At 62.2% G+C, this 12,451-nt stretch carries 13 protein-coding genes; 12 read left to right on the top strand and 1 reads right to left on the bottom strand.

Annotated elements, in window-relative coordinates; translation table 11 throughout:
* Nucleotides 1–15: 15 nt before the first annotated feature.
* Complete coding sequence (locus tag Pan216_RS17700) at nt 16–324, bottom strand: hypothetical protein (protein ID WP_145259882.1); 309 nt, start codon at nt 322–324, stop codon at nt 16–18.
* 646 nt (nt 325–970) lie between these two features.
* On the opposite strand from Pan216_RS17700, the gene Pan216_RS17695 reads away from it, so the two are divergent.
* The 12 genes from Pan216_RS17695 (at nt 971) to Pan216_RS17650 (ending at nt 12,372) form a co-directional block, all read left to right on the top strand.
* The gene (locus Pan216_RS17695; protein ID WP_145259880.1) at nt 971–1,693 is read left to right on the top strand and encodes a hypothetical protein; all 723 of its coding nucleotides are present in this window, start codon (nt 971–973) and stop codon (nt 1,691–1,693) included.
* Between the two features lie 457 nt (nt 1,694–2,150).
* Nucleotides 2,151–2,993 (top strand): helix-turn-helix domain-containing protein, encoded by an 843-nt coding sequence (locus Pan216_RS28485; protein ID WP_419192667.1) that lies wholly within the window; start codon nt 2,151–2,153, stop codon nt 2,991–2,993.
* The gene (gene dnaB, locus Pan216_RS17690; RefSeq protein ID WP_419192666.1) at nt 2,974–4,338 is read left to right on the top strand and encodes a replicative DNA helicase; all 1,365 of its coding nucleotides are present in this window, start codon (nt 2,974–2,976) and stop codon (nt 4,336–4,338) included. Before Pan216_RS28485 ends, dnaB begins: the two co-directional genes overlap by 20 nt.
* An 11-nt stretch (nt 4,339–4,349) precedes the next feature.
* Complete coding sequence (locus tag Pan216_RS17685; RefSeq protein WP_145259876.1) at nt 4,350–4,661, top strand: hypothetical protein; 312 nt, start codon at nt 4,350–4,352, stop codon at nt 4,659–4,661.
* Nucleotides 4,662–4,997: 336 nt separating this feature from the next.
* Nucleotides 4,998–5,840 (top strand): hypothetical protein, encoded by an 843-nt coding sequence (locus Pan216_RS17680; RefSeq protein ID WP_145259874.1) that lies wholly within the window; start codon nt 4,998–5,000, stop codon nt 5,838–5,840.
* An 11-nt stretch (nt 5,841–5,851) separates the two neighbouring features.
* Nucleotides 5,852–6,214: a hypothetical protein gene (locus tag Pan216_RS17675; RefSeq protein WP_145259872.1), complete on the top strand. Its 363-nt coding sequence runs from the start codon at nt 5,852–5,854 to the stop codon at nt 6,212–6,214.
* On the top strand, nt 6,214–6,492 hold the full coding sequence (locus tag Pan216_RS17670; protein ID WP_145259870.1) for a hypothetical protein: 279 nt from the start codon (nt 6,214–6,216) through the stop codon (nt 6,490–6,492). Before Pan216_RS17675 ends, Pan216_RS17670 begins: the two co-directional genes overlap by 1 nt.
* A 49-nt stretch (nt 6,493–6,541) precedes the next feature.
* Complete coding sequence (locus tag Pan216_RS17665; RefSeq protein ID WP_145259868.1) at nt 6,542–7,972, top strand: terminase large subunit domain-containing protein; 1,431 nt, start codon at nt 6,542–6,544, stop codon at nt 7,970–7,972.
* Nucleotides 7,973–8,023: 51 nt separating this feature from the next.
* On the top strand, nt 8,024–8,719 hold the full coding sequence (locus tag Pan216_RS17660) for a hypothetical protein (RefSeq protein ID WP_145259866.1): 696 nt from the start codon (nt 8,024–8,026) through the stop codon (nt 8,717–8,719).
* A 52-nt stretch (nt 8,720–8,771) separates the two neighbouring features.
* Nucleotides 8,772–9,368 carry a hypothetical protein gene (locus Pan216_RS17655; RefSeq protein ID WP_145259864.1) on the top strand — a complete coding sequence of 199 codons (597 nt, stop codon included), beginning with the start codon at nt 8,772–8,774 and terminating at the stop codon, nt 9,366–9,368.
* A gap of 2 nt (nt 9,369–9,370) precedes the next feature.
* Entirely contained in the window at nt 9,371–9,529 is a 159-nt protein-coding gene (locus tag Pan216_RS28480; protein WP_419192665.1) for a hypothetical protein, read from the top strand.
* Complete coding sequence (locus tag Pan216_RS17650; protein WP_145259862.1) at nt 9,514–12,372, top strand: hypothetical protein; 2,859 nt, start codon at nt 9,514–9,516, stop codon at nt 12,370–12,372. The genes Pan216_RS28480 and Pan216_RS17650 overlap by 16 nt, the downstream gene beginning before the upstream one ends.
* Nucleotides 12,373–12,451: the final 79 nt, after the last annotated feature.

Below are 12,451 nucleotides of genomic sequence, written 5' to 3'. Positions count from 1 at the left end.
GTTGAGCGACGCGGATCAATCGTCCCACTTCACTTGGACCTCGTTGCTGAACAGCCCGGACCAGTAGCCGCCGCAACGAGCCCAACCCTGCCAGTGTTGCCCATCGCCATCGGCGACGACGATGCGGTAGACGACCTGGTTCTTCGACGTCGTCCAGAAGAAGGGTCCCTTCCACACCCACTTCATCTTCGCGGAGACGATCTCCAAGCCATGCCTCGAGGCCCACTCGTGCAGCACTTGGCGGGCGCGAATGATGATCAGTTGGGAAACGACCACGACGAAGAGGACCGCGAAGACGATGATTAGGATCTCTTGTTGACTCACGAACGGGGACTCCTCGACTTGTCACATCAACGGGTTGCTAGGAGCCTAGCACCCATTTTCCCTGCTGTTCGCTCGTTTTCGTCTCGTCTTGGAGTTTGTTTTCGTTTCTGTCGCGATCGATCGGGAGGTGACGGCTTGGCGCCGTGCTGGCTCTCATGGAGAGATGCCCGCTCGCTGGTTTGCCTAGGCCAATCCTAGGTGACGACGGGCAGCATGGATCAAGAGAGGGAAGTGGTCGCGAGAAGGGGACCGAGCAAGTGATATGGCTCGTGCGCCTGTCGATGTCGATCGGGAAGGGGATCCCAAAGCCAGTGCCCAAGAGAGGACTCGAACCTCCACCCGGTTGCCCGGACTAGAACCTGAAGACGACGCGGGTTTTCCTAACGTACTGAGCATCAAAGGGTTTAGGGAGAGGGGTGAGTCTGTGGGTCCCGAATTGGGACGGTGCCCCGACGAAGACCTCGAGCGGGTCATCGAAACTTGGCCGAATCTGCCGTCCGGCATCCGCAAAGCGATCTTGTCGCTCATTGATTCGACCAGGTAACCTTTGGTATGCGGTCGGCTGATCCCCGATCGCGGGCACGCCGACGATCGTTCTCCTACCGTGGCGGTCGTCGGCGCGTCCACCCAACAAACGGTAGGACCCATGTCAGCACCCACTCTCGATGACCTTCGGCGCGCGTACCAACTCTCCGTCGCGATTGTCCACGATGTCTCCGAAATGCATTCGGCGTGCGATCGAGTGGCGAAACGGAAGTCCCGTGGTCATCTCGACGGCGCGTACCTGAAGTCCTCGGCGTTGCTGTTCGGGCGTGCGGCCGATCGGCTCGACCACAACGCTGAAGCGTTTTCCGAATTGATCGAGAATCTGGAGAATCACTACGCCACCGTTTCCGGGGGAGCCGTTCGAATTGGCGGCATTGTCGGCCCCTCGGCTCACACGGCCGTTCGAATGCTTGCGGACCGGTGGCTGTATCACGACGAGGTCTTGGCGCGGCGGGAGCTAATGTTTCCGAATGCGCCGCACGGCTTCTGGTTCACGCATCTAAGCCGGCTGTACGCCGGGGACGACCTGTCGAACAAGGACGACGTGTTGGCCGCCCTCTATCAGGAAGTCAGCTTGGTCATCGAGAAACCTGGGCTGGACACGGAAGAGCCACCACCTATCCATCGGGAGATCCCACGCGACGACGCACGGCTATCGGCCGCCGCAATATCGCGAGTCGTAGTCCACCTAAAGGCCAACACCGTGAGGAAGAAACTCAGCGACTACCGTAAGAAGAACCCTGGTTGCTGCCGAGACGCCGACGGAAGGACGCAGTACGAGTACCAGTGGGGTGAGGTAAAGCACCTTTTCTCGACCTCATAGACTGCGTCCCACAATCCCATCATCCATCCCATCAAAAAAAATCTTCGGGCCACCTCTTGGCATTTTTCCCGAGGATTTAGCTGATCCCATCATCCCACCAAGCATCCCATCAACGTGACAAGCCGCGAATCCGTGGTCTCATAGCTCACGTGGCACGAGTAATTGCATCGCGTAGCAAAGGAGATCCCATGTCTGTTTCGGTTGTAGAAGCAGAAGCAACGTTGTCGCCGACGATCATCATGGTCCGGGCCCCCGAGGCAGCGCGCCTTGTCGGCGTGTCCTTGCGCAAGTGGTGGGTGATGGACTCTTCGGGGGCGTGCCCGGCGCCTGTACGACTCGGCCGAAGCAAGCATTGGCTCGTCGAGGACCTCAAATCGTGGGCGTCATTGGGATGCCCGCCAAGAGAAGAATTCCAGGCCAGAAAGCAGGCCAACCAAGCCGGCTAAGAGGGGCCACGGTGGACGTATTTCAGAAGCAGCGGCGGGTCTGGCGATCGGACCTGCCGACGACAGAAAAAGTGGTCGTGCAAGTGCTGCTCCACGTGATGGGCGCGGACCCATCGTGCTATCCGAGCCAGCAGACGATCGCCAGGCTATCCGGCCTAACTCGTCAGCACGCGAACAAGGTCCTCGGAGCCCTCAGGGATCGTGGCGTGATCATCGTCGGAGACTCACCGAAGGACGGTCGGTACCCCACCCGGAGCTACTCCATCAACTGGGAGAGCCCGATTCTAGGTGTCGGCGACGATGACACCTCAGCGGGTCTAGGCGTCATCGTCGATGACGACCAGATGTCATCCTCGACGACACAACAAGAACAAGGAGACAAGATCAAGAAAAACACACAAGAAGCGTGCGTGGGTGGTGACAGTCCGGAGGCAGCGCCCCAGCCGAGGACTCCCGCACATTTCCTCAATCACCCGACGTGGGACGAAATCAACCGCATCCATCGCGAAACCAAGCCGGCGGCGCCGACGCTGCGTCTGACCGAGGACCGGCGGGACATGCTCGACGACCTAGTGGCTGCCCACGGCGAGGAAGACGTGCTGACTGGCTGGCGATGGATGCTCACCAGCCCGCATGCTCGCGCCGCATATCTCCGCGAGAAAGGCCACAGCGTCGACACGTTCCTGCGGTACGGCACGGGGTACATCGAGGCGGCAGCAGACCCCACGATGTGGGTCGCGGTGGTCGACGGTGGCCATGAGCCGACACCGACGATGGACGTACCGGACATCGAAAAAACTCGACAGCTACTCGAAAAACGCAGGAGGCAGGGCATTGGCGGAGCAGTCAATTGAGGAGCAGGTCTCCCTGGAGCTACCCCCGCAGGACCTACGGGCCGAGCGGATGACCATTGGGGCAATGCTACGGGACGAGCGGTGCATCGCCGACGTGATGACGGCGCTGCGGGCCGAGGATTTCTACGGCGCGCATCACCGCGTCATCTTCGCGGCCATCAAGCGGCTATTCCTCGCCGGGACGCCAGTCGACGCCTACCTCGTCGGCCAGGACCTCGCCAAGCGAGAGGAGTTGCTTGAGGTTGGCGGCGCGCCCGCCATCGTCGAGATGTACGACGAAACGCTGACGGCCGCCAACGTTATGCAGTACGCGGCCGTCATTCGCGAGCGGGCCCGTTGTCGACGATTCCGCCAGATGCTCATCGAGTTGTTGCGGTCGACGGCCGAGGGTGGGACCGCCGACGACCTCGTCGGGAGCGCAGAGCGTCGGCTGGCGGACATGCAGCTCGAGCACGAGCCAGCCACGGCGAGACCGATATCAGAGGGCGTGGCCAAGGTCTTCGACGCGATTTCTGCGAGGGCAGAGGGTGTAGAAAAACACGTCGTCCCCACGGGGCTCCGCGACCTCGACGCACTGACAGGCGGGCTGCACCCCGGGGAACTCACGATCCTCGCGGCGCGGCCCTCCGTTGGAAAAACAGCGCTGGCTCTCAACATCGCGGAACACGTGGCCGCGACCTCGCCAGTCCTCTTCGTGTCGATCGAGATGAACACGCCGCAGTTGGCGACGAGGATACTCGCCGGCCGATCGGCGGTGGACGGATCGCAGATCCGGGACGGCCGGATCCGCCAATCCGAGATGCAGGACTTGCTCAGCGCTGCGGAAGAAATCGGGCGACTCGCCCTCCATGTACTCGACGCCCCCGAAGCAACGGTCGCGGCAATCACGTCGGCCGCCCGTCGACTGTCAATCCGTGGAGAGCTAGGGCTTATCGTGGTCGACTACCTCCAGCTCATCGTGCCAGACGATAGGAGGCTCCCTCGCGAGCAGCAGGTGGCGACGATCACCCGGCAGCTCCGGGGACTCGCCCGGCAACTCGACGTGCCCTTGCTGTTGCTCTGCCAGCTTAACCGGGAGGTCGAAAAGCGACCGTCGAAGCGTCCCCTGTTGTCCGACCTCCGCGAGAGCGGATCGATCGAGCAAGACGCCGATGTCGTGCTCTTCCTCTCCGCGAAGTACGACGGGAACGGCAGAGAGATGTCAGACCTTCGAGAAGCCATCTGCGCGAAACAGCGGAACGGGCCACGCGGGGTAATCACCCTCGCCTGGCGGGACTCGACAACCCGATTCGGGGATGACGCGGACGAGGTCCTCGACGGGAAAGTGGCAGCAGCCGGAAAGTAAGGGAGAGCGAGATGTCGATCGACACATTGCGAGACGAGAAATTGCTGTTCGAGAAGATCGAGGGCCTCAAGCCACCGCTCGGGCCACACAAGGAAAAGTTGATCTCGGACATGGACTTGAGGGACATCCAGACGTTCCTCGACACCTACGGCGAATCGCTTGAGGGTTACGACAAACTCGCGGAGGTTCTGCCCGAGTGGCGGGACTATTTGATCCAACGAAAGGCCGCCGGGTACGACCCGCCCAAGCTCTACAACGGCGGCGAGTCGCGACGACAGTGGGAACTTCAAACGCTGATCCACGCCGAGGAATGGGTGCAGTAGGAGAGGACGGCGCGGCCATCGGCCGGCCATCCGTCAACCTGTCGTCGGCCCGTGCTCTTCTTGCAATCTAGTTTGGCCGAGACGCAACCAACGACGGGCACTGATGTTACGCAGACGCTCGGCCCCTTGGGTCCACCCCAGGTGCCGACATCAGACGGTTCATCGTGGCGCGTCACGTGTCGGCGCGTCCAGGCGCGGGCGCAGTTTTGAGGTGAGGAGACGACACGTGGACGACACCATGGCCGTCGTGGTCGATGGGGCAAACATCGCCATAGAGGGGGCGATCGTCGTCCTCAGGCGGTGCATTTCCCGGCAAGAGAATTGAGGAGACCGATCATGCAACCAGCAGCAACGCCCCGCCCGACGGGGCGGCGATTCAGGCAGGAGGTCTTGCGGGTCGGTGAGTACCGCCAGCCGTCTTTCGGTGGTCCGCTGAAGATTGACCAGGCGTACCTTCAGTCGATCGTGGATTCATTCCAGCGGGCCAAACGAAACGGCAACATGGTGCCATTGACCAAGGACCACGACCTGTCGATTGGCAGCCGAGTTGGCCACATCGTCGACCTCGAACTCGTGGGCACCAAGCTTTTCGCGGTGTACGAGGCCACTGACTTGGTGGCCGCCGGGAAGGTCGCGTCCCGCACCTGGCCGGAAGTCTCGGTTGGCATCAAGGGCGAATGGATGGACGGATCAGGCCAGCGGTACCGGCCCTACCTCTCCCACGTCGCCTTCGTCAACCACCCGGTGATGAGCCGCCAACAAGCAGCCGTCGCCCTGTCAGCGGATCGTCAGGGTGCCGATTGTTGGCACCTGTCGACGATCGGAACCAAGCCCAAGCCAGTTTCACCACCACCTGCAAAGAGGAGTTTCACCATGGCCACCGTCAATGCCAGTGAAGTCGTTCAGCTTTTCAATTTGCTCTGCTCAAAGAGCCCGGAATTCGAGCACCTCTCGATCGAGGCCAGCAGCGATTCTGAGGTCGCGGTCTTGGTCCGCGACCGACTCCGGAAGCTCCAGGGGCCCTCGATGGGAGGCGAGCAAACCGAGGATAGCCCAGCGGTGATCAATCCACTGACGGAGATGGCCGCCGGAGAGTTCTCCACGCTCTCGGGCCAAATCCAGCCGATGACCAAGGAGAGGTCCCGGCAGGTCCGGGAAGAGTGCTGGCCCCAGATCTGACGGAGGTTCCCATGGGGCGTCGCGCCCGAACGATGACACTGGACACGCTCCCGAGGGACTACCGAGGCATCGAGTCTTCGGGCAAGTCGTTTCGGCGTGAGTTGGAGCGTGCCGTGGAGGCGAAGCACGAGGAGATCTCGATCTTCGCCGAGTCGTTGATCGACGCGGCATCGCGACACCAGGTCGCCCTGAAAGTCTTGGCCCGGAAGTTCCGGGAGTCCGGCGAGAAGATGTCGGCCGAGGCAGCCGCCGAACTCCAGCGTCAGATGGCTGTGGCCGCCGGCAAGCGGACGAAGATCATCGAGCGTCTGGGACTCGACGATCTCTCGGGCAAGAAGAACGGTCTCGCACAGATGTTTGGGAGCCGCGATTGATGAAACCTCAGTGCGCGAATCTCATCTCGGCGATCGAGGCGGCGCTGCTCGACCAGAGCATGACCCGGCAGGTCCTCGAGGGCGTCGATGATGCTCCGGTCATCGCCGATAGCCACCGTCTGGAAATCATCGATTTGCTGGCTGACGCTACGGACGACGGGCTCCGGATGCTCACCCTCGCCAAGCAGTTGGCGGAGATCGAGGTGCGGCTTCTCGAGAGATACGAGCGATTCTTCGCGATGAGTCGTCAGTTCGGGGAGGCCTATCGTGACCCCTGAGCTCTTCGCCAAGTGCCAGCGATCGCCCGCGTTATTCCGGGGGAATCTGATGATTCCGACGGATGACGGTCCGCGTCCATTCCGCGAGGTGGCGGAGGATCGGCAGGTACGTGACTTCGCCGCGCTCGACGGGGCGTTGCTGAGGGCTGCGGGTTTCACTTCAGATTCGGGCCTCTCCCGAGCGTGGCTGGAGCGGCCGCGCGGCGGCAGCAAAACCATGGACATCGCGGTGATGTCGCTGTGGCTGGTGGGTCTCAGTCGTCGGAGAGTCAAGGGTATCGTCGGAGCCACCGACAAGGACCAGGGGAGACTCCTCATCGAGGCCATCGACGCGTTGCTCGATGCCAACCCATATCTCCGGGAGATCGTCGAGGTCCAGCGATCGCGAATCCTCCATCTGCACACGTCGTCGGAGATGGCGGTGATTTCATCGGATTCGTGGAGCAGTTACGGACCGACGCCCGACATCATCATCGCCGAGGAATTCGCACACTGGGCATCCGCAGCTGGCGAGAAGTTCTGGCACTCGCTCTTTTCGTCGTCCGCCAAGCGGTCGCATGCGACTCTCATCGTGATCACCAACGCGGGCTTTGTGTCGTCATGGCAGCATTCGCTGCGCGAGAAGATCATGGTCGATCCCGCGTGGTACTTCTCGTCCTGGGACTCGCCTGCCGGGTGGATGTCACCCGAGGCCATCGACGAACAACGGCGATTTCTTCCCCCCTCGGTTTTCGGCAGGCTCTTCGAGAACCGTTGGGTGACTGACAGAGGAGATGGGCTCCCGGAGTACGCGATCGACGCGGCATTCGACTACGGGGTGACCTCGGCGGACAAACCGCTACCGGGCTACGACTTCGTGCTCGGCGTCGACCTCTCGGTGAGCCGAGACGCCACGGCCATCGCCGTTGTCGGTAAGCAGCGGGCGACCGGACGACTTCGACTGTTTCAACTGAAGATGTGGCAGCCGAACAAACGGTGGAAGGTGCCGCTCGACGAGGTACAGGCCGCGATCATCCGGGCCTACGACATCTTCTCGCCGATGGTCGTGGCCTTCGATGCCAAGGAAGCGGCGTTGATGACCCAGCAGATTTCGAAGGCCCGGCCGTCGATGTCGATCCTGACGGTCCACTACGACGCCAAAACATACAACCGACTGACTCAGTCGTTCATCGAGGCCTTCTTAGACCAACGGATCGAACTCTACCCCCATGAGATCCTGGAGTCCGAGCTGCGTATCACCTCGATCGTCGAGCAGCGTGGGGGATTCGGCCACGCCGGCACATGGCTGAGACTCGACTTCCCGCGCAACGCCAACGGCCACTGCGACTGCGCGAGCGCCTTGTCCCTCGCGATCCTCGCGGCCCAGGACGCCAAACCGAAGGTAGCGCCCCGGCCGCCCGTGGTCTTTCATCGGACCGATTCGGGGCGGAGTATCACCCCCAAGCAACGTCGTCATCTGATAAACAGGTTTCTCAAATAGGAGATCTCAATGAGCTTCGACAGAATTCACAATGTGCGCGTGTCCGGACCCATGCCAATCTCGAAAACCCCTTCGCACGGGCAATCATCAGGCCTCACCAAACTCTTCGGAAAGCTCTCCGAGCGTGAGGCCCAGCGAGAGCTGGATTACCGAAAGCTGGTCGTTCGATTGGCCAACGACGATGCGGTCGGCACTGAGACGATCATGGCCATCATGGAGGCCGCCGGCCGAAGTGCCGAGATGCTCGACGAGGATGTCGCGCGGATGGCCCGAAGGCTCAAGGCCGCCAAAGACCTTGAGGAAGCCGAGGGAATGGCCGATGCCGTCCACGAGGCCGGCCAACGCCGCGTGCAGTTGTTCGAAAACTACGAACTCCGACGACAAGAACTCGAACAGCAACTCGAGGACCTCCGAGCCCAGTACATCGACGACAAGGCCGCCGCCGAGAGCGTCGAGAACCGCCAGTCGATCCTTCGGTCGATGGCGAGGTCAACTCTCCAGGAGACGGCCTCGCGCGAAATCAATGCTTTGCCAAACGAACTCGAGCTGAAGCGGCCATCGCTGCTCAATGAGCGCAACCTCTACGGTCACCCGTCGCGAGACCCCGGCGAGCTTCCCGAGGACCGGCGCCGAAACGCGGTCGAGTCCGTTGACCGCGAGTTGGCTGAACTCGACGCAGAGATTAAGCGGGCGAAGAACGCCCACCTCGACCCCGTCGAGGGAATGAAATGGTCGACGCCACAGTAGGCCCGGCCACCTAAGTAACGTCTAAGACTTTTCTAACTAGGGAGATAAGAGAATGATTCGAGTTGACCTCAAACGAAAAAAGACGCCGGTGACCTACCGGCACACCTTCAAGCACGACGAAGCGGGCTTGGAGTACACGCTTGTCTATCGGCTGGCGACGATGGATGAACGCCTGACCAATCAGGCGGCGATGGTCGAACGAGACCGATCTTTCGGGCCCGCGGCGCGCGACATCGAGGTGCAACGAGTTCGCCAACAGATCAAGAGTGTCATCGTCGGTTGGGATGGGTTCGCCACCGAGGATGAGGACGGGGGAGAGAAACCCGTTCCCTACACGTTCGACAACTTCCAGCGAGCGGCCGACAATCCTCACCTCGCTCCCTACTTGTTCGACGATGCCTACCGCGTCACCATCGCCAGCTACCAGGGCAAGACCGTCGACCAGTTCCTCGCGGACATCACGCGACTGGCCGCGATGGAGGCCGGCGTCCCTTTGGACGAAGCGGGCGAGGAGACGGAGAGCGACACCAGCGACTCCGAGCCTACGCCCGCGCCGTCTTCCGAGGCGGCCGACCGAGAGACGACGACGATTCCGATGCCTTCCTCCAGGCCATCCGGCAATTCGACTACCTCCGACGACTCGGCATAGTCATGCGGACGACGGGCGTCGGAGATTACTCGGTCTACTCCGGCATGGCCGCCCCACTAATCGAGGACCTTTCCGACATCGCCGACGAATGGTCGGCGATGGAACGCGACATCGAAGCCAAGCAGCGTGAAGCGGAGCTCAAGAGATGGCGGTCAAAATAACCCTCAGTCTCGAGGATCGGACGAGCAGGCAGCTCGATGAACTCATCGACCGCGTCGAGCGGGCGTCGGAGTCCGTCGAGGGTCTCGGCGACTCCGGGAAACGGCTCGGCAAAGACTTCGACGGAGTTACTCAGGCGACCGCCCAGTATCAGCGGGAGATGAGCAACGCGACGAAGTCCACCGAGCAGCTCCAGCAGCAGACGACGGCCGGCAGTCGGGCCACCCGCGATCTCAATTCAGCGATTCGCGAGGTCGAGACCCAGGCAGTCACGGCGTCGAAAGCTCATTCGAGCGCAGCCCATTCCTTAGTGGCGTACACGGCCGGCGCGACTGGCGGCGGCATCGCCACCAAGGCACTCTCGGCCGCCGTCAAAGCGACAACCACCGTGCTCAAGCCCCTCGCCAGTACGGTGGTGGCCGCCGGCGTGGCTTGGGACGCCCACAAGCTTAGGTTGGAAGCCTCCAACCTTCGCCTCTCGGCGGCCACCAAGGCGGTCAGTCAGTTCTTGCGTGGAGGCCGCGATCTCCAAAGCGTCCTGGGGATTCTCCAGAAGGTTTGGAAGAACAACGGCAACTCTATTGCCGCCTACCAGGTCGCCCTTCGTGGCCAGCTAGTCGTCGAGGGCATCGCCCGGGCTCATGCCCTAGGGTTCGGCATCGTGATGAAAGGCGTTGGCCACACGATCGGCGTCGTCGGTAGGATCATCCAGGGCATCGAGGCGCCATTCAAGTCATTCGGGTTGATCACCCGAGGAGTGTCCGACTCCGTCCGGGGCTTGAGTTCCCGGATCCTCCTCCTCGAAAAGCTGTTCCAAGCCGTAGGCAAAAAAGCGAAGAGCCTGACCGCCGACCAGCAGGACGTTGCCGACGCCACGGACCAGGCATCGGATGCCACGCGTCGCGCGACCGATGCCGCCGGCGGAAGCTCCGCAGCCTTCGGGGCCTTGGGCGTGGCTGTCCTCGGCGCCGTGGCCGGCGTCAAGGCTCTGCAATCGGCGGCGAAAACCATGGAGGACTTCGCGTCCGCCGTGGAGTTCGCGAGGGTCCATACGGGAGAGAGTACAGAGGAGGTGCTGAAGCAAGCGAAGTCTCTGCGGGTCGCGACTGGCAACGCCCTGTCGCTCGCGGAATCCTTGCGGTTGGTCGCCAAGGCATCCCAGGACGGTTCACTCTCCGCGACCCAACAGTTGCAGCTCATCCAGGTGGCGACCATCGAGGCCAAGCGCCGGGGGGAGGAAGTCGGCTCATTCTCCCAACGAGTGTTTGACGCGATCCGCACGGGCGGCGCCGACTCCCTCGCCCAGATGGGGCTTCTCTCCGGTGGCATCGAAGTCGTCAAGGCTCGCTTCGATGAGTTGCGGGGAGCGCCCGGGGCCTTCGACGAACTCACCGATGCCCAGAAGCGAGCGGTGGTCCAAGCCGAACTCCTGGCGGAGACGGCCGCGAAGTCGAAGAACATCCAGACGATCGGCGAGGCCAACGTTTCGGCGGTCGACAAGTTGAAGGGGGCATTCGCCGACGCCTATCTCGCGTTCTCCCGCGGGCTCGGGTCTGGCGGCCCGTCGGTGATTCTCGCGAACGTCGCGGCGACAATCCGATCGCACGTCATTCCGTTTGTCGAGGGGATGTCACAGGGCTTCGATCACTTCCGCGTCGTTGCCGCCCGGGCGATCGGCGAGACCCTCGAAAAGGCGAGCTTGCTTGCCAGGTTCATCCTGATCCCCATCCGCCACGTCACCCAGTTCGCCCATACTATCACCAGCGTCTTCGGGCTGGCCAACAACGGATTGAGCGACCTCATTGGCGGACTCGATAGCGTCGTCGACTCCAGCGAGAAGTATTTGCGTCAGTTCGACAGCGGGTTTGCCGAGCGACAGGTGGCCGGACTCAAGCAGGAGATCGCCCTCCGCGCCCAACAGGCCAAGCAACGGGCGGCCGACACCAAGGCGCTCGACGAGCGGATCGCCGGGGAGAAGCTTCAAAACGACCAACTGCGGAAGGCCAACGAAGAGTTGCTCCGAAGAAAGAAGATTCAGGAGCAGGTCGCGAAGATCGGCAGCGAACTGGGACTCGGGGGTTCTCGCGGTGGTGGAGGCGGAGGATTCGCCGCCGGGGGCTTTGGCGGCGGCGGGTCATCCCGGCAGTCGTCCGCCCTCGACGATGTCCGGTCAAAAGTCGCGGGGTTCGACCAACAACGCCAGGCGGCATTCGGGTTGTTACCGAAGGACAACGCGACCCCCGCGCAGATCGAGGCCGATGCCATCCAGGCACTCTTGCCCCTCGAGCAGCGGCGGCAATCGCTCGTCGAGCAAGGCAAACAGGCGGAGATCAAGCTTCGGCAACGCATCGAGGACATCGAAAAGCGAGAGCAGCAGCGCGCCGAGCAGCGAGTCAAAGCCGGCGAGAGCTACACCGAGGTCTTGGCCGAAACGCGAAACCGGATCAAAGAGCAGGTCGAACTCCAGGTGAAGCTCGAGAAGAAACAGTCAGATGAGCGGAAACGCCAACTCGATGACCTGCTTGATCGCGAGAAGCAAATCACGCGGGAGGTTGACGAACGGCTGAAACGCCGGATCGAGGAGGAGCGCAAGCAATTCGAGCGACAAAAGCAGCAGGTCGACAAACTCGCGGAATCCCTGCGAGGCCTGTTCTCCGGTCAGCCCCAGGGGACACCTGGAATTGGTCAGGGGCCCGCCCAACAGCGATTCACTCAACCGCCACCGACGCCAGGGCAGATCCAACAGGGCCAAGGAGGGGTCGGCCAACCGCTGCTCGTTCGCGTCGTCAATAGCGGCGGAGGTGGGGGCGGTTCCCAACGCGGACGCGGGGCCGCTCCTCCGTAATTCGGTTTCGGTAATCTCCGAGGTTCCGGGGCCCTCGGCGGCATCGGCAACCAGATCGCCGGAGGCCGTTTCAACGTCG

The sequence above is a fragment of the Kolteria novifilia genome (genome assembly GCA_007748055.1).
Classification (GTDB): domain Bacteria; phylum Planctomycetota; class Planctomycetia; order Kolteriales; family Kolteriaceae; genus Kolteria; species Kolteria novifilia.
This window is presented reverse-complemented; position numbering and strand designations above follow the sequence as displayed.

Bases quoted from the DNA above. Each gene is read 5' to 3' on its own strand.
- Pan216_RS17660 (WP_145259866.1), top strand. From the start codon at position 8,024: ATGCCAATCTCGAAAACCCCTTCGCACGGGCAATCATCAGGCCTCACC.
- Pan216_RS28480 (WP_419192665.1), top strand. From the start codon at position 9,371: ATGCGGACGACGGGCGTCGGAGATTACTCGGTCTACTCCGGCATGGCC.
- Pan216_RS17665 (WP_145259868.1), top strand. From the start codon at position 6,542: ATGATTCCGACGGATGACGGTCCGCGTCCATTCCGCGAGGTGGCGGAG.
- Pan216_RS17685 (WP_145259876.1), top strand. From the start codon at position 4,350: ATGTCGATCGACACATTGCGAGACGAGAAATTGCTGTTCGAGAAGATC.
- Pan216_RS17680 (WP_145259874.1), top strand. From the start codon at position 4,998: ATGCAACCAGCAGCAACGCCCCGCCCGACGGGGCGGCGATTCAGGCAG.
- Pan216_RS17650 (WP_145259862.1), top strand. From the start codon at position 9,514: ATGGCGGTCAAAATAACCCTCAGTCTCGAGGATCGGACGAGCAGGCAG.
- Pan216_RS17695 (WP_145259880.1), top strand. From the start codon at position 971: ATGTCAGCACCCACTCTCGATGACCTTCGGCGCGCGTACCAACTCTCC.
- Pan216_RS17670 (WP_145259870.1), top strand. From the start codon at position 6,214: ATGAAACCTCAGTGCGCGAATCTCATCTCGGCGATCGAGGCGGCGCTG.
- Pan216_RS17675 (WP_145259872.1), top strand. From the start codon at position 5,852: ATGGGGCGTCGCGCCCGAACGATGACACTGGACACGCTCCCGAGGGAC.
- Pan216_RS17655 (WP_145259864.1), top strand. From the start codon at position 8,772: ATGATTCGAGTTGACCTCAAACGAAAAAAGACGCCGGTGACCTACCGG.